Consider the following 22,183-nt stretch of genomic DNA (forward strand, 5'->3'; position numbering starts at 1 on the left):
TTAGCCTATTCGCCTCGGGGGCACTCCTTTTGGCTATTCACCACAAAAATCGACAGTTCATTCAGATCGTTGTCGACAAGCCTCGATGATCAGCGGTTCCAGAGCTGATGCCAGGCGACGCCGAAGCCCTCACCGAGCAGTCGTCGGAGGGCCGGGATGGAGAGCCCCACCACGGTGCTCGGGTGCCCTTCAATGCGGCGGATAAAGGCCTGGCCCCGACTGTCGATCGTGAACGCGCCCGCGACGGAGAGGGGCTCGCCGCTTGCGATGTACGCGTCGATCTCGGTGTCGGGTATGCCGTCGGCAAACTCGACGACCGCATCCTCTACGAGGCCGATGCCACGCCCCGGGACGCCCAGGCGATGGTCGATGATCCAATGCCCGGAGTGGAGAACGCCGCTGCCGCCGACCATGTGCCGCCACCGCGCGCGAGCAACCTCGGGCGTGTGGGGCTTGCCATAGACGACCCCGTCGAACTCGAACGCGCTATCGCCGCCGAGAATGAATCCGTCGATGGGGTCGCCCTCGACGAGCTGCCCGACGACGGCTTCGGCCTTCGCGCGAGCGAGCTCACCGACCATTTCGGCGGCGCTCAGTGGGCCCCTGGTCGCGGTGAGGGTTTCGACGAGCGCGTCTTCATCGACGCCAGGGCTGATGAGTCCCGCTGGTTCGATCCCGGCGGCGCGGAGCGTGGCGAGCCGCGCTGGCGAGGTTGATGCGAGGTAGAGGCGCACAGTGGCATCCGAGTTCGCGGTCATGGGGCAGGCTCCTATGCTCAAGGGATGGCTGATTCGCACGGCGCCGACTCGCGGGGCACTCAAGTTGAACTCGACGTTACCAACATCGCTCATGGCGGCGTCGGGGTGGCGCGCCTCGATGGCCGTGTTGTGTTCGTCGCCGATGCGATTCCGGGAGAACGGGTGCTGGCTCGCATCACTGATGACTCCAAGAAGTCGTTTTGGCGTGCCGAGACGCTCGGCGTGCTCGACGCGTCAGAGCACCGTCGCGAGCACGTGTGGGCGGAGGCGTCGATCGACCGGGCTCCAGAACAGCGTGCCGGCGGCGCCGAGTTTGGCCACATTGTTCAGGCGCACCAGCGTGAGCTGAAGCGGCAGGTGCTCGCTGATTCGCTGCAGCGCATGGCGTCGATCGAGTCGGATGTCACGGTCGAGGCGATTCCCGGCGAGCCCGACGGCACCGGCTGGCGCACGCGTCTGCGCCTGCACGTGGCCGCTGACGGCACCCTGGGTCCGTATGCGGCGCGCACGCATCACGTGGTGTCGGTGGCGAGCGTTCCGTTGGCGACGCCGGAGGTCGCAACGATCACGCCGCTCGATGAGCGGTTCACTGGCTCGACGCACGTCGACATCGTCGCGCCGTCACGTGGCAACGCCTTCGTGCTCGCCGGCGATGCTCGCGTGAAGGGGCGCCCGAAGGCGCAGCGCATCACCGAGGTGGTGGGCGAGCGTGAGTTCCGTGTCGATGTGCGGGGGTTCTGGCAGGTGCATCGTGCGGCGGCGGAGACGCTCTCGCACGCCGTGCAGGATGCGATCGACCCGGCACACTTCGATCCGCGCGCGGCGAACCAGGATCTGTATGGCGGCGTGGGGCTCTTCGCCGCGGCGGTCGGTGACCGCTTCGGTCCGACGACCCGCATTACGACGGTCGAGGGTGATTCGCTCGCGACCGATCATGCGGCGGAGAACCTCGTGGAGTGGATGGGGGCTCGCGCGGTGACGTCACGCGTGGATCGCTATCTTCGGGAGCTGGCGCAGTCGGGGGTGCGGCTTGACGGGGCGACGGTCGTGCTCGACCCGCCACGCTCTGGGGCCGGGCGCGAGGTGGTCAATGCACTCGCTGGGCTTGGTGCCGCTCAGCTCGTGTATGTGGCGTGTGACCCGGTCGCCCTCGCTCGCGACCTCGGTCTGCTCCAGGAACGCGGGTATGCGCTGGTCTCGCTCCGTGCGTTTGATTTGTTCCCGAATACGCACCATGTCGAGGCGGTCGCGTCACTCATTAAGGTCGAATAATCATCAGCGACATCCTCGCGGTACGCCGTCATGCCTCCCGAGTTGGGGGCATCTGACGGCTAAGCTGTGAGGCGCAGCGGCGATGTTTGCCGCGAAGACACTATGTTGCAGAGCGAAAGACCGGTCCCGATGAATGGAACTGCCGCCTCCAAAGTGAGGGTCTCGGTTGTTGACGATCATGAATCGGTGCGGCTCGGTCTGCGCTCGGCGTGCTTGGAGGCGGGGTTCGACTTCGTCGTCGCCGCCGCGTCGGTCGGCGAGTTCGAAGAACAGCTCGAAGGTCGCGAGAACGACGTTGTCGTGCTGGATCTCTCCCTCGGCGATGGTTCGACCGTCACCGAAAACGTGAAGCGGGTGCAGGCGACCGGTTCAGCGGTGCTGGTGCACAGCATTGCCGATCGCGTCGCGTTGGTCCGCGAGGCGCTCGCGGCCGGTGCCGCCGGTGTAATCCCCAAGTCGGCCGCCACCCAGATCGTCATGACGGCCGTCGAGACGGTGGCTCGCGGTGATGTGCTCAACAATCTCGAGTGGGCGACGGCGATCGACGCCGACAGTGACTTTGCGAAAGCCCAGCTCGGGCGGCGCGAGCGCGAGATCCTCCATCTCTACGCCTCCGGGCTGCCCTTGAAGCTCGCCGCCGAGAAGCTCGGGATCGGGTACTCGACGGCACGGGAGTATCTCGACCGCATTCGTATGAAATACGTCGAGGTCGGTCGCCCGGCACCCACCAAGGTGGCACTGCTGCGTCGCGCCGTCGAAGACGGCATCCTGCCGAGCATGGACGTCGACGCGGTCGATGACGCCTAGCCTGCCGCGGCTTCCTCTCCGGACTCCCCTCCGGGGGCTCCCCGCGCGGTCGTCGCGGCGCCCTATCAGCGTCGCGAGTCTCGAGGTGGTGATCGCGCGCGCCGTGGCGCTCTTTGGGCTGCTGTTCGGCGCTCAGGCCATGCCGTCCGCGCTCGGCCAGCGTGATCACCTTGAGCCGCTGTGGTGGCTCGTGACCGTCATCGCCCTCTCCGGATGCCTCGTGGCGAGTGCCATCGCGTCGGTGGTGCGTCGCGGCACCGTTGTTGCGAATGCCTCCATCGCGATTGTCTTCATCCTCGCCCTCGTCTTCTGGGCGCCCAGCGTGACCGAATCGGGGTGGAGCAGCGACGATCGGCCCTGGTTGTGGTTCATGATCACGGTGGCGACCGCCGCAGCGGCAGTTGCGTTTCCGGTCTGGATCGCTGCCCTGTACCTGCTGGTCACCCCGACGCTCTACGGGTCGCTCCGGTTGACGGAATTCGGCGGCAGCGCAGAACTCGGCATCACGATTCTTGACGTTGTCTTCTCTGTGCTCCTCGGGGGTGCCGTACTCGTCATCATTACGATGCTTCGCCAGGCTGCGGCGGCGGTCGACGCTGCGCAGGCGACCGCACTCTCGAGATATCTCGAGGCGGTGGGAGAACATGCGCGCGAGGTCGAACGCGTCCAGGTCGACGCCATCGTGCACGACACTGTGCTGAGCGCATTTCTCTCGGCAGGCCGAGCCGAGAACGACGAGCAGCGACTGCTCGCGGCGACGCTTGCCCAGAACGCGATCGTTCACTTGAAAGCGGCGGAGGTCGCGCCATCCGGTGACGACTCAAGTGTGCCTGCATCGACGGTCGCACAGCGCATCGCCGAGGTGCATGCGACCATGCGCACAAAATTCGCGCTCGATCTTGAGGCCGCCGGTGACACGGTGCTGCCTCCGACGGTCGCCGAGTCGATGTATTCGGCGACGTTGCAGGCGATGGTCAACAGTATCCAGCATGCCGGTGCCGATGGGGCAGTTCGCCGCTGGGTGTCGATGGAGCGGCGAGACGACGGCGGTGTGCACATTGAGGTGGGCGACGCGGGCGTCGGCTTTGTTGTCGATGAGATTCCGGAGGGGCGCCTCGGGGTGCGCGTATCCATCATCGAACGGATGACGCGGGCCGGCGGCGAGGCAGCCATCGATTCAACCCCTGGTGGCGGGTGCGTTGTGCACATCAATTGGCCCGCCGCTGGGTTCAACCCCGCCGAGGTGGACGGGGTTGACGAAGTTGAGAGCGCGCTCCGCAACAGCGAATGCGGTGAGCGATGAACATCGTCATTCCGAAGTACGTCATCATCGCGCTCGGCGCGATCTTCTCGGCGTATCAGCTGGTACTCGCCACGTCGTCGTTATCGATCGGCACCAGGCCGGGTCAGGTCATCCTCGCGATGGTGCTGTATGCACTCGCGACGATCGCGAGTCTTGCGATCAACGATCGGCGCTTCACCGGGTGGGTCGCCGTTGGCAGCGTCGTCGTCGCCGTGCTGCTCCCGCTCCTCGTGGTGGGTCAGCTGCCCGCGAACCACGAGATTGGCTCCGACTATTCGACGTGGCATGTCGGCGCAATCGGCGTGCTCATGGTCATCACGTCGGCCAGGGGATACGTGACGCTCGCCTGGATCGGCGTCGGGATGCTCGTGCTCCACTCCGTCATTTGGGAGGGTGTCGGCTCCCTCGGCGCGCTCGGTGTCATCGGCAGCGTGCTCTGGGTGGGCGTCTCGCACATGCTACAGCGCTCGCTCGCGAAGGCGGATCGTGATGTGAAGGCGTACCTGCTGGCGGAGCGCGAGGCGGCCGAGTGGCAGACAGCGCAGGAGGCGCACCTTTCGGAGCGGCGCTTCCGACTCGGGCAGACGGGCAGGATGGCGCTGCCGATGCTGCGGCACATTGTGGCGACGCGAGCGCAGCTCACCGAGGGCCAGAAGCGCGAATGCATCTATCTCGAGGCAGGTATCCGCGATGAGATCCGCGGGCGAACGCTGCTTGACGACGCGGTGCGTGAGCAGGTCATGGCGGCGCGTCGCCGCGGTGCGACCGTGAACCTGCTCGATGAGGGCGGCCTTGACGAGCTTTCTGAGCGTGAGCTCGCGCGCATCCACCGTGAGATTGCGGCAGCGATGCGGGATTCGAAGGCTGACACCATCATTGTGCGCACGGTCTCAGAAGATTCCGAGATGGCGGTGACCATGGTTGGCCTCATCGCGAGCGGTGTCAACCTGCTGGGGCACTCGGATGCTGACACTGAAGACACCGAAATTGACCTGTGGTTGGAGATTCCACGCTTCGCTGTCACCGCCGTGGAGTCGTAACGAGCGAGGCCGTAACGAGCGGGGCCCTAATGAATTAACGGGAAAAGGGCCGGAACGTATTTGTTCCGACCCTTTGAGACCCCGAGTCAGGGCGATAACCCGAATATCGCCCTGACTCGCCCCCAATGCATTGGCCCGCTTACCCTAGTCGGCCAATGAATGGTGGTGTGACTCTTGGAGTGACACCTTGCATGATCAATACTGCATGCACATCAGGATACAGCAAAGTCGTCATTTCGGGGGACGAATGGGGGACAATTTCGCCAAGTTTCGACGCGGATAGTCATATCGCGGGCTCACGGCCTCCGGTTGCGGGGTACAAAGCGGGGTACAGATCAGCTAGCGCTGGCCAGTGAATCCCCGCCAGGCGCCGTGGGCGAGTGGCTCCCGAAGCCCGCGCCGACTCCGATCCCACGCGTTCGGTGCTGGGGTCTGCGCCACATCGACCTCCAACCGCAGGTCATCGAGCGCGGCGGCAACGACAGCCACGACGCCTGCTGCCTCGGACGGGGTCGGCTTGCCTCCGCGCACCGCGATTTCGGCGGCGACAGAATCGGCGGCGTCTGCCGCACCATGCTCCGAGGTCACAGCGGGATGTTCCCGTGCTTCTTCGGCGGCATGCTCGCGCGCTTCGTCTTGAGGGTTCGCAGCGCCTTCGTCACGATGATGCGTGTTGCGGCAGGTTCGATGACGCCGTCGAGTTCGCCCCGCTCGGCGGCAAGGAAGGGGCTCGCAACGTTGTAGGTGTATTCGTTGGCGAGACGAGTGCGCACTGCCGCGACATCCTCACCGTTCGCCTCGGCGGCTTTGAGTTCGCTGCGGTAGAGGATGTTCACGGCGCCCTGCCCGCCCATCACCGCGATCTCGGCGGTCGGCCACGCATAGTTGAGGTCGGCACCGAGCTGCTTCGAGCCCATAACGATGTAGGCGCCGCCGTAGGCCTTGCGCGTGATGACGGTTACCAGCGGCACGGTCGCCTCGGCGTAGGCGTAGAGCAGTTTGGCGCCTCGACGGATGACCCCGGTCCATTCCTGATCGGTGCCCGGCAGGTAGCCCGGCACATCGACGAGGGTGAGGATGGGGATGCTGAAGGCGTCGCAGAATCGCACGAACCGTGACGCCTTTTCGCCGGCGTCGATGTTGAGCGTGCCGGCCATGGCGTTCGGCTGGTTCGCGATGATGCCAACCGAGCGACCTTCGACGCGGCCGAAACCGATGACGATGTTCGGGGCGAAGAGCGGCTGCACCTCAAGAAACTCACCCTGGTCGACGATGTGCTCGATGATCGTCGTGACGTCGTAGGGCTGGTTGGGGCTGTCGGGGATGATCGTGTTGAGCCGGCGGTCGTCGTCGGTAATCTCGAGCTCGACGTGGCTCGCGAACTGCGGCAGCTCGGCAAGGTTGTTGTCTGGCAGGTATGACAGCAGCGTGCGCGCATAGTCGAGCGCGTCGTCTTCGTCGCTCGCGAGAAAGTGGGAGACACCAGAGACGGAGTTGTGGGTGAGGGCTCCGCCGAGCTCCTCCATGCCGACATCCTCACCCGTGACCGTCTTGATCACATCGGGGCCCGTGACGAACATCTGGCTCGTCTTGTCGACCATGATGACGAAGTCGGTGAGCGCGGGGGAGTAGACGGCGCCACCGGCCGCCGGGCCCATGATGATCGAGATCTGGGGGATGACGCCGGAGGCCATCGTGTTGCGGCGGAAGATCTCGCCGTACTTGCCGAGGGCGACGACGCCCTCCTGGATGCGTGCGCCACCCGAATCGAGCATGCCGATGATGGGGATGCCGAGGCGGAGGGCGAGCTCCATGACCTTGATGATCTTCTCGCCGGCGACCTCGCCGAGCGAACCTCCGAAGATAGTGAAGTCCTGCGCGTAGACCGCGACCTGGCGGCCGTGGATGGTGCCGGTGCCGGTGACGACGGCGTCGCCGTAGGGGCGCGACTTGTCCATGTCGAACGCCGTGGTGCGGTGGCGCACGAACTCGTCGAGTTCGACGAACGACCCTGGGTCGAGCAGTTGGGTGATGCGCTCGCGCGCCGTCTTCTTGCCCTTCTTGTGCTGCTTCTCGATGGCGGCCTCACCGCTCGCGGTGACCGCCTCGTGATAGCGCACCTTAAGATCGGCGAGTCGCTCGGCGGTCGTCATGGGGGTCACGCTGGTCTGGGGCGGCGTCGAGGCGTCGTTGTCGGCAGTCACCCGCATCACTTTACCGGCAGGCCCACGCCGCCCTTGGGAGGTTTGCGACAAATCCGGCGTCGATACGCTGCCCCGGTACGCTAACCGGATGCTGCTGCCACTGAGCCACGCCCACGCCCCGCTCCTCGAGGTGCTGCCGGAGTGCGAGTCGACCAATTCGGAACTCGTCGCCCGAGCATCCGACGGTGAGGCTGGCGCCGCACCGCACTGGAGTGTGCTCGTCACGGACACGCAGACGGCGGGTCGCGGCCGGCTCGGGCGGGTGTGGACTGCACCGCCCGGGTGCACCATCGCGGTGTCGGTGCTCGTGCGACCGTCGTTTGGCCCCGAGGCGTGGGGGTGGTTGCCGCTCGTTGCGGGGCTTGCGATGGCGCGTGCAGTGCGCGAGGTGCTTCCCGCCCCGCGCGCCGAGCACGTCGCCGTGAAGTGGCCAAACGATGTGCTCGTGAGCGAGCGGAAGGTTTCGGGGCTCCTCGCCGAGATCGCGCCGGACCGGGCGGTCGTGCTCGGCGCCGGCCTCAACCTCACGATCCCGGCAGACGCCCTCCCCACCGAGACCTCAACCTCGCTGACGCTTGAGGGCGCCGACGGGGACGCGCTGCTCGATCGCGCGCTCGCCGCGTACCTGCGTGAACTTGCGGCACTGTATTCCGCCCTGGAGCGGCACGGCGGCGATGCGATGGCGAGCGGCATCCGACGGGCTGTGACGGCGGAGTGCGCGACGATCGGACGCCAGGTGCGGGTGATCTTGCCGCCCGATGAGACGGTCATGGCGCGAGCGGTGGAGATCGACAACGCAGGCCGACTCGTCATTGAGCGCGACGGGAGTGGCGCGCGCGAGGCTGTCGCAGCGGGCGATGTGACCCACGTGAGGTATGAATGAGTCATGTCCGCTGAGTTCGCAGAGCCCGGGGCCGTGAGCGAACGCGTTGTGGCGCGCCTCAGGCCGCACGCTCGTGCACTCTTCTGGCCGAGCCTGCTGCTCATCGTTGGCGCAGGGGCCCTCGCCTATTTCTCGACCGTGTTCGCCGAGGAGTGGCAGAATCTCGCCCTTGTTGGTGGAGGCAGCCTCCTGCTCGCCCTCCTGTGGCTTGTGCCGCTGCTCCGCTGGCTTTCGAACCGCACCGTGATCACGACGCGACGCATCATCATCCGTCACGGCATTGCGACGCGCACGCGCCAAGAGTTGCTGCACAGCCGCGGCTACGACGTCACAGTGCAGCAGGGTGCGCTGCAGTCGATGTTCGGCAGCGGCGATGTGCTCATCAACTCTGGGCTTGAGCATCCGGTGGTGCTTCGCGATGTGCCGGGTGCCGAGCTGGTGCAGAGTGCGCTCCACGACCTGATGGAAAAGAGCATGAATCCGATCGCGGCGCGCCGGCAGCACGATCTGGTGCGACCGAATGATGAGACGACCGCCTGGGGCACTCGCTAACTCCGAGCCGCCCTGCGATAGCGTTGGCGCGTGAAGATCTCGGTCATTGGATGCGGGTACCTGGGCGCCGTTCATGCTGCCTGTATGGCGGAGCTGGGGCATGAGGTCATCGGCATCGACGTTGACCAACACAAGATCGACCTGCTTGCGGCGGGACGGCCACCGTTCTATGAGCCGGGACTCCCCGAACTGTTGACATCGGCGACGGCGACCGGCCGACTGCAGTTCAGCACGGATGTCGCAGCGATCGCCGACGCACGCGTGCACTTCATCGCGGTCGGCACGCCACAGCTCGCCGACAGCAACGGCGCCGACCTCACGTTTGTGAAGTCGGCCATTGACGCGCTCCTCCCACACCTGCAGCCCGGTGATCTTGTGGTCGGCAAGTCGACCGTGCCCGTCGGCACGGCCGCGCAGATGCTTGAGCGCATCCGCGAGACCGTGCCCGAAGCATCCCTCGCCTGGAACCCCGAGTTCTTGCGCGAGGGTTTCGCCGTGAAGGACACGATCGCGCCGGATCGGCTCGTGTACGGCCTCGCACCCGACGACACGACGGCGGAGGGCCTCCTCGACGAGGTGTATGCGGGCGCCCTCGCGAACGGCACGCCCAAGGTCGTCACCGATTTCGCGACGGCCGAACTCGTGAAGGTGTCGGCGAACGCGTTTCTTGCGACGAAAATCTCGTTCATCAACGCCATGGCCGAAGTCGCCGAGGCGACGGGGGCGGATGTCACGGCGCTCGCCGACGCGATCGGCTACGACGTGCGCATCGGCCGTCGCTTTCTCAATGCCGGCCTCGGGTTTGGTGGAGGCTGTCTGCCAAAAGACATCAGAGCCTTCATGGCGCGTGCGGAGGAGCTCGGGGTCGACCAGGCGCTCTCGTTCTTGCGCGAGGTCGATGCCATCAACCTTCGCCGCCGTGAGCGCATGGTCGATCTCGCGAAGGAGGTTGTCGGCGGTGACGTGAGCGGCAAACGCATCGCCGTGCTCGGTCTCGCCTTCAAGCCGGACTCTGACGATGTGCGTGATTCACCGGCCCTCGATGTTGCCATCCGACTTGCGGAACTCGGTGCCGTGGTCGTCGCGACCGACCCGCAGGCGATAGACACAGCACGCCGGCGCGAGCCAAGCCTCACGGTCGCGCTCACGGCGGCCGAAGCGGCAGAGGGGGCGGATGCCGTGCTCCTGCTCACCGAGTGGCGAGAATACCGCGAGCTCGACCCGGAACTGCTCGGCTCAGTCGTGCGCGCGCGCGCGATCGTCGATGGGCGCAACTGCCTGGATCCGGTGCAGTGGCGCGCTGCCGGATGGCATTACCGGGCGCTCGGTCGCCCCTGAGTTCGAACCTGATCGAGGGGGCGGTCGAGCGATCGCCAACTATCGGAGACCTGCATCCTGAAGCCGATCGAGAAGGGCGGGGGCAAGAGTTCGGGCGTATGTCGCAGTAAAGTGGTTCGAATCACGGTACACCGTCACCCCGCCGATCGCCGCGTGACAGTTCCCCGACCAGCAGAAGAAATCGTTCATGTCGATAGCTGTCGCCCCTTCCATTGAGTTCGCAGCTTTGACCATGAGATCGTCCGCCGCGACGGCCTCTTCCACGGGATGCTTGCATTCGTCGGGAGAGTCGGAGTCGACCAGGCATTGGTTGATGTCCTCGGGCATCAACGGTATGTCTCTCAAGACGATGATGTTGGCACCTCGCTTGATTTGTTCTTGCCAGGCCTCTTGGAATCCGGCAACAGCATCTTCGGCGCTCGCATAGTTCGCTCGGAGCACGCTGTAGGCGACGATGATGAAATCGAACGGGTCAGACGCGCGGAGCTCGTCTGCGAGGTCAGCATTCCACTGGCGGCACGACGTCGTACTTGCTTCGATCTCCTGAACGTTCTCGGCCGAGGACTGCGGGCACGCGGATTTAAGGTAGGTGGTCAGGGACCAGTCGCGTTCGTCGGCGAGGGGAACAAGCGCTGGTGCCCATTGTGCGGCGTGGGAGTCTCCGATCAGTGCAATCGAAATCTCGCCGTTCAGGCTTCCGAAGTGGCACTGTGTGACTTCGGCAGATCGGGTTTCAGTGACGCAGCCGTCTGCATAGACGGCCGGGTCGTCATCCTGGGCAGAAGCTGGATCTGGTGTCAAGGTTGTGTGTAGATCAGTGTCGCAGTCAGCTCCGACAGAGGCGGCTCCAAGGCAGGCCTCTTCGCTTGCCGCCCGCTCGGCTGCGTCTCGTTGTTCCGAGCTTGCAGCCTCGGCGGAGGAAATCCAAGCGATCGCAGGTGGAGTCCCTACGATCAGCATCGCGACCAGGGCCGTGACCAGTGTCTTCCGAGTCTCAGTGAGGAGTTGCCAGCGTCGTTCGCGTACCGGCAGTTCGACATACCGCGTCGTGACGTGGGCGAGAATCAGTGTCATTGAAATGATGAGTGCTTCGGTCCACCACGTGCCTTCGACAACGACGTATCCTGCGAACACGAGTACGGGCCAGTGCCAAAGATAAATCGAATATGACGCATCTCCCAAGAATCGGATGGGTCGGCTCTCGAAAAGTTGTGAAGGCCAGCGCCCCGCCACAGAACCCGACCAGATCACCGCCGCTGTCCCGAGAACCGGGAGGAGCGCAGCGACTCCGGGAAATGGCGTTGCGGCGGAGTACGCAAAGGTCGACACCGCGATTGCCCCCCACCCGAGTAGCGCGAAGGCGGCTGCAGTTCGAGAGTCTGGCGACCTGCACGTACCGAACAGCGCGAGGATACCGCCGACCGCGAACTCCCAGGCTCGAGTGGTGGTGATGAAATATGCCTCCGTCGGGCTGGTGGAGGTGATAACGACCGATCCCGCGAGCGAAATCGCTGCAATCACTGCGAATAGTCCAAGTCCAGCAGGGCGCAAGGGGATGTTGAGTTTGGCAGCGAGCGCGGCGAGGGCGAGCACAAGCAGTGGCCACGCCAGGTAAAACTGCTCTTCGACGGACAATGACCAAAAATGCTGGGCAGGCGATGGTGACGATGTCGACGCGAGGTAGTCGATGCTATCTGCCGCCAGAACCCAGTTCTCAATGTAGAAAACACTCGCGGCGAGCTCCTTGAAAAACTGCTGCCGGAGCGTTTCGGGAGCGAGTAGACCGACTGCGACACTGGTCGCGGCGAGGACAAGAAGCGCCGCGGGAAGGAGCCGCCTGGCGCGACGCGCCCAGAACGCGCCTAGGCGGAGTGTGCCCGTAGTGGTGGCCTCTCGGACCAAGTGCATGGTGATGAGGTAGCCCGAAATCACAAAGAAGACGTCGACGCCAACGAACCCGCCTGGAACCTGTTCGGGCCAGACATGCCAGCCGACCACCAACGACACGGCCACCGCGCGGAGGGCGTGAATCTCGGCTCGGAACTTCGGAGCGTCGGCGCCGTGTTGCACGCTGCGATTGATGTCGGACGAGACGTGCGAGTCGACTGCCTTCACTGCTCTTCAATCATTCGGGGCAGCGAGATCGAACTGTTCGATGGTGGGCGTCCCCCAAGGCGCTCGGTTGTGCCATGCGACGCGGACACGTCGACAAGGACAGCGACCGGAGCATCCGCGAACACCCAGGTGCGGTAGAGCCAGAACCTGAACACCATCCCGAGGATGAGCCCGACCCCGTTGCTTGAGACGTTGTCGGCGAGCAGGCTCGTGTAGCCGAGCACATAGTGGGAGACCCAGAGGCACGTGAGGGGAATCGCCATTGCGGTGACGCTCACGGCCGCGAAGCGGAGTCCCTCACCCACCGGATGCGCGCGCTGCTCACGGTGGAAGGTCCAGTAGCGGTTGCCGATCCAGTTGGCGGCGATCGCAACAGAGGTCGACACGACCTTCGCGATGACGGGTCCCTCGTGCACGATCTCCGGCGCGAGCACAGTGAGCCGCAGCAGGTTGAAGAGCACGACATCGATGACGAGTCCCACCGAGCCGACGACCCCGAATCGCGCGAGCTGCGCGACGAGGCGAGTGCGCAGCATCCGGACCACTCTCGTGGTGGTGCTCGATTCGGTTCGCAAAGGGTGACCCCTGGGATAGGCAAAGATAGGGATAAAGCGGTTCGCAGTCTAACCGCCATGATCCGCTCGTTCACTGCAGGCGGCGTCCGCTGCAGTGCCGGGGCATCCGTCGACAGATCCGGGAGATTCGCATGACCCTCACCGTCGGTGTTATCGGGGGCGGCCAGCTGGCCCGCATGATGATTCCCGCCGCGACCCACCTCGGCCTTCGGCTCCGGGTGTTCGCCGAGAATGAGGGCAGCCCATCGGCGATCGCTGCAACAGCGGTCGGTGACTATCGGGACCTCGATCAGGTGCTCGCGTGGGCCAAGGGGGTCGACGTCATCACCTTCGACCATGAACATGTGCCCCAAGCGGTGCTGACGGCGCTCGTCGACGCCGATGTCGCCGTGCGGCCAGGTCCGCACGCGCTGCTGTATGCACAGGACAAGCTGCTCATGCGTGAACGGCTTGGCGCACTCGGACTGCCGATGCCGCAGTGGGCGGCGGTGTCGAATGAGGCGGAGCTTGACGCCTTCATCGACGCAAACGGTGGCGCTGCGGTCGTGAAAACCCCGCGCGGCGGCTACGACGGCAAAGGGGTCAAGGTGGTGCGCCGCGGCCACGAGGCGATCGCCTGGTTCGAGGACGCGGGGGTCGGGCCTCTGCTCGCGGAGGAGCTCGTCGAGTTCAAGCGCGAACTGGCGCAGTCGGTCGCGCGGCGCCCCTCCGGCGAGATTTTGCCGTGGCCGGTCGTTGAGAGCGTGCAGCGCAACGGCGTGTGCGCCGAAGTCATCGCCCCGGCACCGAAGTCGGCCGGCAAACTCGCTGACGTTGCGGAGGAGATCGCCGTCACCGTCGCAGAAGGGCTCGATGTCACCGGCGTGCTCGCGGTCGAACTCTTCGAGACCGTCGATCACCGACTCCTCGTCAACGAACTCGCCATGCGCCCCCACAACAGCGGCCACTGGAGCGTCGAAGGGTCGACCACGAGCCAGTTCGAGCAGCACCTGCGCGCCGTGCTCGACCTTCCCCTCGGCTCAACCGGATGCCGCGACCCATGGTCGGTCATGGTGAACGTGCTCGGCGGCCCTGCGGGGGCCGGCCTCGATGCTCGATACGGGCGGGCGATGGCGGAGCATCCGCTCGTCAAGTTTCACTCCTATGACAAGGAGTCGCGCCCAGGGCGCAAGGTCGGCCATGTGACGATGGGCGGCGACGATCTTGACGACGTCGCGTATCAGGCGCGCGCGGCAGCGGATTTGCTGAGCGACTAAGCACTACTATCGTCACCATGCCCTCACCGCTCGTGTCGATCATCATGGGCTCCGATTCCGACTGGCCGGTCATGGCCGAGGCGGCAGCCGTGCTCAGCGAGTTCGGTGTCGCCCATGAGGTTGAGGTCGTGTCGGCCCACCGCACCCCCGACAAGATGATCGCGTTCGGTCGTGAGGCTGCGGCCCGCGGCATCCGCGTCATCATTGCAGGCGCCGGGGGAGCAGCGCACCTGCCCGGCATGATCGCCTCGGTCACAACGCTGCCCGTCGTCGGAGTGCCCGTGCCGCTCGCGAAGCTCGACGGGCTCGACTCGCTGCTCTCGATCGTGCAGATGCCGGCGGGCATCCCCGTCGCCACCGTGTCGATCGGCGGGGCGAAGAACGCGGGGCTGCTGGCGCTTCGCATTATCGGATCCACGGATGCCGCGATCGCCGAAGCACTCGCGAAATACTCGCGTGACCTCGAAGCCCTCGTTGAGGAGAAGAACGTCGCGCTGAAGGCCCGCCTCTAGGCCGTGGCAGGCGAGCGACGACCGGTGTACCTGACGACACCGACGGTGCGGAACCCCGATGTGGGTTCCCGCGACGTGATGACGGCGCGCGCCTGGTGGCTCGTCGCCCTCAACGTGGTCATCCCTGGTTCGGCGCAGCTTCTCGCGGGCAGTCGCCGCCTTGGGCGATTCGGGGTTGCTGCAACGTTCGTGCTGTGGGGGCTCGCGCTCGCTGTCGTTGCCGTGTATTTCATCGACGACGGGATTTTGATCGGGCTCGCCACCAACCCCATCGCGCTCACGGTGGGCCAGGTGATTCTTGTCGCGTATGCCGTGCTGTGGGTGGTGCTCACCCTCGACGTGCTGCGCATTGTCAGATTCGTACGCACGAAACCCGCTGCTCGGCCGTTCGTCGCGGCTCTCGCGGTGGTTGCGGTCGTGGTGACCGCCGGTGGCGCTGCGTATGCCGCGTATGTTGCCGGCGTGACCCGCGACACCATCAACGCGGTCTTCCAGAGCGGCGACTTCGCCGACCCGGTAGACGGTCGCTACAACATCCTGTTGCTCGGCGGCGATGCCGGGGCTGACCGTGAGGGTCTTCGCCCCGACAGCATCTCGGTCGTGAGCGTCGACGCCGAGACCGGGTCAACGACGATCATTGGCCTGCCGCGCAACTTTGAGCGCGCCACCTTCTCCGAGGGTTCGCCTATGTTCGGCCTGTACCCGAACGGCTATGACTGCGGTGATGAGTGCCTTCTCGGCTACATCTACACCGAGGGTGAGAATCACGCGGAGCTCTACCCAGACGCCGAAGCAAACGGCAGCACCGCGGGCGTCGAGGCGATGAAAGATGCGGTTGAGGGCATCACCGGCCTCACGATGCAGTACTACGTGCTGGTCGACATGCAGGGCTTCCTCGACCTGGTTGATGCGCTCGGGGGTGTCGAGATCGAGGTGGCCGAGCGTCTTGCCTATGGCCCGGTGACGAGTTCGGTGCCCGTCGGCTACTTCGAGGCCGGCGTGCAGCGGATGAACGGTGAACAGGCCCTCTGGTATGCGCGGTCCCGCTTCGATGGCAACGACCTGCAACGGATGGAACGTCAACGCCAGGTGCAGCAGGCCATCATCACCCAGATGGAGCCCACAAACCTCGTCGCAAAGTTTCGGGCTGTCGCAGAAGCTGGCACCCGCACGATGAAGACCGATGTGCCCTCCGTCATGCTCAGCTATTTTGTTGATCTCGCGGCGGATGCGCAGCAGCTCCCCATTAACACCCTTGAGCTGGTGCCCGAGAATGGTGTCGACACGCTCTACCCCGACTATCCGTCGATTCATCAGATAGTGCAGGGATCGTTGCTCAGCCCGGAGCCCGAGGAGTAGCTCCTACAACTCGGCGTGCAGCTGCCAGATCTCGTGCGCTGCCGACTCCCAGGTATAGGCGCGCGCCCGATCTTCGCCGAGAGTGCCGAGCCGCGCCGCGAGGGTGGAGTCGTTCGCCACGCGCGCGATCGCTGCAGCGAGCCGTGACGGGTATTCGCCCTCGTCCGCGCTTTCGACGGCGATGCCTGCATCTGCCGTGAGCTCAAGGACGGATGGGTCGTCGGAGTGGACGACGGGCACGCCGAAGCTGAACGCCTCGATGACGGGCAGCGCGAAACCACCGGCGACGCTCGGGTAGGCGAACACCGTGGCGCGATTGAGCACGACGGCGAGGTCGGCGTCGGGCAAGAACCCGAGCACACGCACTCGCTCGGGTGCGAGACCGTGCTCCGCGGCGACCGCAGTGACATCGATGCCGCCCCAGCCCTCCGGGCCGGCGATCAGCAGCGGAAGGTCGGCGGAGTCGGGGTGGGCAAGCGACGCGATGAGCGAGGCGAGCCGTTTGCGTGGCTCAAGGGTGCCGGCGCTGAGGATGTAGCGCTCGGGAAGGTCAAGCCGCTCCGCACGCTCGTCGGCATCGACCGGGGTGACGAGTTTGGTGCTCACTGCGCCGCCGATGACCCGGATGCGGTCGCCAAAGTCGTGGATCGCATTGAGCTCGTCGGCAACGGCGTGGGTGGGGGTGATCACGGCATCGGCATGGCGATGGGCGCGCTTCACCATGGCGCGCACGAGCCCTGCCCTGCCCGGTGGCAGGGCTTCTGGATGCGTCCAGGCCGCAACATCGTGCACCGTGACGACCACCTGATTGCCGACATCGTTGAGGCGGTCGTGTTTCGTCAGCGGCGCGATCGCGCTCGTGGCATGCAGCATCCCTTTGGCGCTGCGGATTTCGCCGTCGAGCGTGCGCCCCGGCAGTGTGACGCCGGCGCGCCAGGCGAGCTGCAGCTCGCGGCGAGGCAGCGGCATCCGGATGATCTCTTGCAGGCCAGGAAACAGCGTCGCCAGTCGCTCGAAGTCGTCAGCGGGGCCATTTGCGGTGACGCCGGCGACCGCACACTCGGGCGGTGCGAGTTCGATGAGTTTGCGGGTGAGCTCCTCGGTGTATCGCCCAACGCCTCCGGGCACCGTGGCGGTGACCGGGTCGAGCACAACGCGGAGGGTGGTGGTCATGGTGTGGTGGCGACGCCGTTCGCCAGGGCGTCGTCGAGCGCCGTCTTCCAGTCGCGCATTGGCTCCAACCCTGCCTTTGCCCAGCCGTCATGGCCGAGCACCGAGTACGCGGGCCGGGGTGCCGGACGCACGAAGGAGGCACTGTCGGTCGGGTGCACGCGCTCAGGGTCGAGGCCTCTGAGGCGGAAGATCTCGCGGGTGAAACCGAACCAGCTCGTCTCGCCGCTGTTGGTGCCGTGGTAGGCACCGGCGGGAGCATCAGCATCGATGAGGGCGACAATCTGGCGGGCGAGATCGAGGGTCCAGGTGGGCTGGCCGACCTGATCATCAACCACGCTCAGCGTCTCACGGTCGGCCGCGAGCTTCAGCATGGTCTTCACAAAGTTCGGGCCGTTCTGGCCGTAGAGCCACGCCGTGCGCACGATGAGGGTCGCATCCGGGTTGTTGGCGACCGCGAGGCGCTCACCCTCGGCCTTCGTGCGACCGTAGGCATTCTTCGGGTCGATCGGGGCGTTCTCCGCATACGGCTCGCTCGCATCGCCTGCAAAGACATAGTCGGTTGACACCGTGACGAGCCTCGCGCCGTGCTCGGCGGCAGCGGTGGCGAGGTTCGACGTGCCGGTCGCATTCACGGCATACGCGTCGCCTTCATGGGTCTCGGCGTCGTCGACCTTCGTGTACGCCGAGGCATTGATGATGACGTCGTGACCGGCGGATGCTGCCACCACGGCGTCAAGGTCGGTGACATCGAGCGCGGCCCGGCCGAGCGCCGTGACATCCCTGCCGTCGAGCACCGTCTGGAGGTCGCGACCGAGCATGCCGGTGGCGCCGGCGATGAGAATCTTCGCCATGGCTACTGCCCCTGGGCCTTGTAGCGCGCCTCGGTGGTGTCTTTTTGTGGAGCCCACCACGATTCGTTGTCGCGGTACCACTCGATGGTGGCGGCGAGGCCAGCCTCGAAGTCGGAGAAGCTGGGAGCCCAGCCGAGCTCGGTGCGAAGCTTGGAGGAATCGATCGCGTAGCGCAGGTCGTGGCCTGGCCGGTCGTTCACATGGTCGTAGGCGTCCGAGGCCTGACCGAGCTGGGTCAGGATGAGCTCGACGACCTCCTTGTTGCTTTTTTCGCCGTCGGCACCGATGAGGTAGGTGTCGCCGATGCGGCCGCCTTCGAGGATCGTGAGCACGGCGGAGGAGTGGTCGTCCGCGTGAATCCAGTCGCGGACGTTTTCGCCCGTGCCGTAGAGCTTGGGGCGCTCGCCGCGAAGCACATTCGTGATCTGGCGGGGGATGAACTTCTCAACGTGCTGGTAGGGGCCGTAGTTGTTTGAACAGTTCGAGATCGTCGCGTTGACGCCGAACGAGCGCACCCAGGCGCGCACGAGGAGGTCGCTGCCGGCCTTCGTCGACGAGTACGGGCTCGAGGGATTGTAGGGGGTCTGCTCGGTGAAGCGGTGCGGGTCGTCGAGTTCGAGGTCGCCGTAGACCTCATCGGTCGAGATGTGGTGGAACCGGGTGCCGTGGCGGCGGGCAGCCTCGAGCAGCGTGTAGGTGCCAATGATGTTCGTGTCGAGAAAGGGGCGCGGGTCGTCGAGCGAGTTGTCGTTGTGGCTCTCGGCGGCGTAGTGCACGACGGCATCGTGGCGCGCGAAAAGCTCATCGACGAGTTCGGCGTCGCAGATGTCGCCGTGCACGAACTCGAAACGGTCAGCGGGGAGGCCGTCGAGGGAGGCGCGATTGCCGGCATAGGTGAGCTTGTCGAGCACCGTGACCGAGTGGGTGGTCTCACGGAGTACGTAGTGCACGAAGTTCGAGCCGATAAAACCGGCGCCGCCGGTGACGAGGATGTTCATGGGGATTTCTTGCCTCCTTGGCAGGTCCCAAAGATTCTATCGTCGGGGCGAAGTAGCCGGATGAGAGTCCGCAGTGGAGGTGGACGCTAGGATCGTCGTCGTGCAGCCTGGGCAGAACGATGTGATTCGCCCGGCATCCCACCCGATCGCCTCGTCACAGTCGATCCCGAGCAAGCGCGGGTTTCGCACCGACGTTCAGGGGCTCCGTGCGGTTGCCGTGGCGTTGGTGGTGGTCTACCACCTGTGGCCGTCACGTCTGAGCGGCGGCTACGTCGGCGTCGATGTTTTCTTCGTCATCTCTGGCTTTCTCATCACCTCGCACCTTCTCGACGAGGTGCAACGCACCGGCACAATCGCGCTAGCGAAGTTCTGGGCCCGACGTATTCGTCGCCTGCTGCCCGCAGCACTCGTAGTCCTTGTGGCAACGCTGATCGCCACGGTCATCTGGGCCCCTGATTCGCTGGTGACCGGGGTTTTGCGGGAGACTTCGGCGGCCGCCCTCTACGTCGTTAACTGGGTGCTGCTGTCCAGCTCGATCGACTACCTGGGCGGTGGCGGAGTTGACTCGCCCGTGCAACACTTCTGGTCGCTCTCGATCGAAGAGCAGTTCTATTTTGTGTGGCCGATCCTGCTGGTCGGGGTGCTGGCGCTCCTCGGTCTGGTTGCCCGTCGACGCGGGGTCGATGTCACCGGCCGTCGGCGCACGGCAACGATCTTTGCCGTGCTGACCCTCGTCTTCATCGCGAGCCTCGCGTATTCGATCCTCCTCACCCGCTATTCGCAGCCGGCGGCCTATTTCAACACGCTGACCCGCACGTGGGAGTTCGCGGCCGGCGGGCTGGCGGCGACCGCGATGGTGCTGTGGCCCAGGCTCGAGTGGCGCCAGCGCAGACCGGCGGGTGCCGCGGTCGCCATCGCAGCCACCTGGATCGGCCTCGCCGTGATCGTGTGGTCAGCGTTCGAGTTCACCGACGCCTCGCCGTTCCCCGGCTGGATCGCGCTGTTCCCTGTGGCCGGTACCGTCGCAGTGCTTCTCGCGGGTGGAGTGTCCGGTCGGGGCTCCGCCCACAACCTGCTCTCGCTTGCGCCGATGCAGAAGCTTGGCGACTGGTCGTATTCGATCTACCTCTGGCATTGGCCGCTCATCTTCTTTCTCCCCTACGCCCTCAATACCGCTCTCACCACCCCAGTGAAGATTGCGATCGGAGTGGCGAGCATCGCGCTCGCGGCGGCGACCAAGCGCCTGGTCGAAGATCCGATGCGGATGGCCCGAGGCATCCGTCTTTGGCACGCCTTCTTGATTGCGCTGCTCGGACCCGCGCTCATCGTGGCATCATCGTTCGCGGTGCTCGCCATCGACGAGTCGCGCTATCGGGCTACGGCAGCCTGGGTCGAGGAGCAGTTGGACACCAAGGCAGAGTGCTTCGGTGCCGGTGCGATGAACCCAGCCGGCGACTGCGGAGATCCGACCGAGCAGTCACGTGACGCAGACCTCACATTCGCGGCAGCGGACCTCGACCCGGAGTGGTGCGTCGCCGAGGCAGACGGGCCGCTTGTCTCTTGCGAATACGGAGAGCGTGACGCTTCTGAGTTCACTGTGGCTCTGGTCGGCGATTCGCACGCGGGGGCGATGGCCCCCGCCCTGCAGGACATCGCAGAAGATCGCGGCTGGCGGATGGTTACCTACATGAGGGTCGGATGTCCCGCGCTCTCGACCGAGCCCATTGCGCTGTCGGGCCGGGCAACGTGGGAACAGCAGGAGTGCGCCGAATGGAGCGCGGAGGTGCAGCGGGAGTTGTTGGTGCGCGATGACATCGATGCCGTCGTGTACACGAACTTCTCAAGTCGCTACCACGACCCGTTGGTGCCAGAGGATCAGCGGCTATCAGCAGGCACGATCGCGGCAACGTGGACCGAGGTCGAGGCATCGGGCAAGCAGGTCGCGCTCATTCGCGACGTTCCAGACCCGCAGCGGGTCAACATTCCGCTCTGTCTGTCGACAGCGTCGGATGCCTCGGAGTGCGCTATCCCCCGCGCTGCTGCCCTGCCCGACGACCAGGCAGTTGCCGCAGCGGAGGCAACTGGCGTGGCGGTCGTCGACCTCTCGGAGCACTTCTGCAGCGAGCTCGAATGCCACCCGGTGATTGGTGACGTCGTGGTCTACGCCGACGACAACCACATCAGCCGCACCTTTTCGCGCTCTCTCGCGCCGCAGTTGGGAGAAAGGCTCGCGGCGACGTTCTCGCGCTAGTCCCGACGGACGCGACGCCGAATCATGTTGGAGCGGAGCGACAGCCCGGCACGCAGGCTCAGCCGAATAGGCCAGAGCAGCGGGCCGGAGTACTTCTTGTCGAGGAACCGTCTCGCGCTGTCGTGATGCGCCTGGATCATGGCGGAGGAGTCGGATGTCGTGGAGTGCGCACCCGTGTGGGTCACGACGGCAGCGGGCTCGTACACGTTGCGGTAGCCGTGTCGACCGAGCCGATAGCCGAGGTCGACGTCTTCGAAATACATGAAGAACTGGGGGTCGAAGCCGCCGACCAGGTCCCACGCCGTCCGGCGCACCAACAGGCAGGAGCCGGACAGCCACCCAGCGTCGCAGCGCTCACTCGTGCTCACGGTCTGGTTGCGATACGCCTTCGTCCACGGATTGCCAACCCAGAGATTGGCGAACAGCGCGTGACCGACCCCCGTGCGAAGCGAGGGAACCGCTCGTGCTGAGGGGTAGAGAGCACCCTCGGCGGTGAGGGTCGCCGGGCCGACCGCGCCAATGTGTTCGTCTTCATCGCCCGTCGCCACAAGGGTGTCGATCGCGCCGGGGCTCATCACGAGGTCGGGGTTGCTCACGAGCACCCACTCGACTTCTGGCCCGAGTGAGGCGACGGCCGCATTCACCGCTGAGCCGTAGCCGAGATTGCCCGACATGGGCAGGTGATTGGCGCCATGCGCGGAGGCGAGCGCCGCGACATCCGCAGGGCTGCCAGCCTTATTGTCGGCGATGACGACCTCGACGGGGGAGGCGCTCGCGGCGGGCACCGAGTCGAGGAAGGTCGGCAGCACATCGCCCGAACCGTAGCTCACCGTGACAACGGCGACGCGCGCGCCGGGGGTGCGTGGGGTGCTGGACATGACCCGCCCCATCTTAGTTCTAGGCTAGATTGTTCGATGGCCGCCCGGGCCGTCTGGT

At 65.5% G+C, this 22,183-nt stretch carries 20 protein-coding genes; 11 read left to right on the forward strand and 9 right to left on the reverse strand.

Annotation, left to right across the window (positions count from 1 at the left end; all coding sequences use genetic code 11):
* Positions 1 to 89: 89 nt before the first annotated feature.
* The gene (locus ACY48M_RS00875; protein ID WP_462818355.1) at positions 90 to 758 is read right to left on the reverse strand and encodes a Maf family protein; all 669 of its coding nucleotides are present in this window, start codon (positions 756 to 758) and stop codon (positions 90 to 92) included.
* A 24-nt stretch (positions 759 to 782) separates the two neighbouring features.
* On the opposite strand from ACY48M_RS00875, the gene ACY48M_RS00880 reads away from it, so the two are divergent.
* The 4 genes from ACY48M_RS00880 to ACY48M_RS00895 all read left to right on the forward strand — a co-directional run bounded on the left by ACY48M_RS00880 (position 783) and on the right by ACY48M_RS00895 (position 5,180).
* The gene (locus ACY48M_RS00880) at positions 783 to 2,030 is read left to right on the forward strand and encodes a class I SAM-dependent RNA methyltransferase (protein WP_462818356.1); all 1,248 of its coding nucleotides are present in this window, start codon (positions 783 to 785) and stop codon (positions 2,028 to 2,030) included.
* Positions 2,031 to 2,159: 129 nt separating this feature from the next.
* Positions 2,160 to 2,837 (forward strand): response regulator transcription factor, encoded by a 678-nt coding sequence (locus ACY48M_RS00885; RefSeq protein ID WP_462818357.1) that lies wholly within the window; start codon positions 2,160 to 2,162, stop codon positions 2,835 to 2,837.
* An 88-nt stretch (positions 2,838 to 2,925) separates the two neighbouring features.
* The gene (locus ACY48M_RS00890; RefSeq protein ID WP_462818358.1) at positions 2,926 to 4,140 is read left to right on the forward strand and encodes a sensor histidine kinase; all 1,215 of its coding nucleotides are present in this window, start codon (positions 2,926 to 2,928) and stop codon (positions 4,138 to 4,140) included.
* On the forward strand, positions 4,137 to 5,180 hold the full coding sequence (locus tag ACY48M_RS00895; protein WP_462818359.1) for a hypothetical protein: 1,044 nt from the start codon (positions 4,137 to 4,139) through the stop codon (positions 5,178 to 5,180). The genes ACY48M_RS00890 and ACY48M_RS00895 overlap by 4 nt, the downstream gene beginning before the upstream one ends.
* 339 nt (positions 5,181 to 5,519) lie before the next feature.
* Here ACY48M_RS00895 and ACY48M_RS00900 read toward each other — a convergent pair whose 3' ends face one another.
* Together ACY48M_RS00900 and ACY48M_RS00905 are read right to left on the reverse strand one after the other, a co-directional pair.
* Entirely contained in the window at positions 5,520 to 5,768 is a 249-nt protein-coding gene (locus ACY48M_RS00900; RefSeq protein ID WP_462818360.1) for an acyl-CoA carboxylase subunit epsilon, read from the reverse strand.
* Positions 5,765 to 7,390, reverse strand: a complete 1,626-nt coding sequence (locus tag ACY48M_RS00905) for an acyl-CoA carboxylase subunit beta (protein ID WP_462819228.1) — start codon at positions 7,388 to 7,390, stop codon at positions 5,765 to 5,767. The genes ACY48M_RS00900 and ACY48M_RS00905 overlap by 4 nt, the downstream gene beginning before the upstream one ends.
* A gap of 82 nt (positions 7,391 to 7,472) precedes the next feature.
* Between ACY48M_RS00905 and ACY48M_RS00910 the strand changes: the two genes are divergently transcribed.
* The 3 genes from ACY48M_RS00910 to ACY48M_RS00920 are packed head-to-tail and all read left to right on the forward strand — an operon-like array spanning position 7,473 to position 10,157.
* Positions 7,473 to 8,267, forward strand: a complete 795-nt coding sequence (locus ACY48M_RS00910; RefSeq protein WP_462818361.1) for a biotin--[acetyl-CoA-carboxylase] ligase — start codon at positions 7,473 to 7,475, stop codon at positions 8,265 to 8,267.
* A 3-nt stretch (positions 8,268 to 8,270) separates the two neighbouring features.
* Positions 8,271 to 8,819: a PH domain-containing protein gene (locus tag ACY48M_RS00915; RefSeq protein ID WP_462818362.1), complete on the forward strand. Its 549-nt coding sequence runs from the start codon at positions 8,271 to 8,273 to the stop codon at positions 8,817 to 8,819.
* Positions 8,820 to 8,849: 30 nt separating this feature from the next.
* The gene (locus ACY48M_RS00920) at positions 8,850 to 10,157 is read left to right on the forward strand and encodes a UDP-glucose dehydrogenase family protein (RefSeq protein WP_462818363.1); all 1,308 of its coding nucleotides are present in this window, start codon (positions 8,850 to 8,852) and stop codon (positions 10,155 to 10,157) included.
* Between the two features lie 39 nt (positions 10,158 to 10,196).
* On the opposite strand, the gene ACY48M_RS00925 is transcribed toward ACY48M_RS00920, so the two are convergent.
* Both ACY48M_RS00925 and ACY48M_RS00930 read right to left on the reverse strand, forming a co-directional pair.
* Complete coding sequence (locus tag ACY48M_RS00925) at positions 10,197 to 12,272, reverse strand: acyltransferase family protein (protein WP_462818364.1); 2,076 nt, start codon at positions 12,270 to 12,272, stop codon at positions 10,197 to 10,199.
* Positions 12,269 to 12,808 carry a GtrA family protein gene (locus ACY48M_RS00930; protein ID WP_462818365.1) on the reverse strand — a complete coding sequence of 180 codons (540 nt, stop codon included), beginning with the start codon at positions 12,806 to 12,808 and terminating at the stop codon, positions 12,269 to 12,271. Before ACY48M_RS00930 ends, ACY48M_RS00925 begins: the two co-directional genes overlap by 4 nt.
* A gap of 170 nt (positions 12,809 to 12,978) precedes the next feature.
* On the opposite strand from ACY48M_RS00930, the gene ACY48M_RS00935 reads away from it, so the two are divergent.
* From ACY48M_RS00935 to ACY48M_RS00945, 3 genes are read left to right on the forward strand one after another with little or no spacing between them, the layout of a single operon-like run.
* Positions 12,979 to 14,103: a 5-(carboxyamino)imidazole ribonucleotide synthase gene (locus ACY48M_RS00935; protein WP_462818366.1), complete on the forward strand. Its 1,125-nt coding sequence runs from the start codon at positions 12,979 to 12,981 to the stop codon at positions 14,101 to 14,103.
* A gap of 17 nt (positions 14,104 to 14,120) precedes the next feature.
* On the forward strand, positions 14,121 to 14,615 hold the full coding sequence (gene purE / locus ACY48M_RS00940) for a 5-(carboxyamino)imidazole ribonucleotide mutase (protein ID WP_462818367.1): 495 nt from the start codon (positions 14,121 to 14,123) through the stop codon (positions 14,613 to 14,615).
* 24 nt (positions 14,616 to 14,639) lie between these two features.
* Positions 14,640 to 15,974: an LCP family protein gene (locus tag ACY48M_RS00945; RefSeq protein ID WP_462818368.1), complete on the forward strand. Its 1,335-nt coding sequence runs from the start codon at positions 14,640 to 14,642 to the stop codon at positions 15,972 to 15,974.
* A gap of 3 nt (positions 15,975 to 15,977) precedes the next feature.
* Here the strand turns inward: ACY48M_RS00945 and ACY48M_RS00950 are convergent, their stop codons facing one another.
* The 3 genes from ACY48M_RS00950 to rfbB are packed head-to-tail and all read right to left on the reverse strand — an operon-like array spanning position 15,978 to position 18,996.
* On the reverse strand, positions 15,978 to 17,147 hold the full coding sequence (locus tag ACY48M_RS00950) for a glycosyltransferase family 4 protein (RefSeq protein WP_462818369.1): 1,170 nt from the start codon (positions 17,145 to 17,147) through the stop codon (positions 15,978 to 15,980).
* The gene (gene rfbD / locus ACY48M_RS00955; RefSeq protein WP_462818370.1) at positions 17,144 to 17,998 is read right to left on the reverse strand and encodes a dTDP-4-dehydrorhamnose reductase; all 855 of its coding nucleotides are present in this window, start codon (positions 17,996 to 17,998) and stop codon (positions 17,144 to 17,146) included. The genes ACY48M_RS00950 and rfbD overlap by 4 nt, the downstream gene beginning before the upstream one ends.
* A 2-nt stretch (positions 17,999 to 18,000) precedes the next feature.
* Positions 18,001 to 18,996, reverse strand: a complete 996-nt coding sequence (gene rfbB, locus ACY48M_RS00960) for a dTDP-glucose 4,6-dehydratase (RefSeq protein WP_462818371.1) — start codon at positions 18,994 to 18,996, stop codon at positions 18,001 to 18,003.
* A 73-nt stretch (positions 18,997 to 19,069) separates the two neighbouring features.
* Here rfbB and ACY48M_RS00965 point away from each other — a divergent pair, with 73 nt between their 5' ends.
* Entirely contained in the window at positions 19,070 to 21,247 is a 2,178-nt protein-coding gene (locus ACY48M_RS00965) for an acyltransferase family protein (protein ID WP_462818372.1), read from the forward strand.
* Here the strand turns inward: ACY48M_RS00965 and ACY48M_RS00970 are convergent.
* The gene (locus ACY48M_RS00970) at positions 21,244 to 22,125 is read right to left on the reverse strand and encodes a glycosyltransferase family 2 protein (protein WP_462818373.1); all 882 of its coding nucleotides are present in this window, start codon (positions 22,123 to 22,125) and stop codon (positions 21,244 to 21,246) included. The genes ACY48M_RS00965 and ACY48M_RS00970 overlap by 4 nt on opposite strands.
* Positions 22,126 to 22,183 lie beyond the last annotated feature (58 nt).

The sequence above is a fragment of the Homoserinimonas flava genome, from assembly GCF_054969005.1.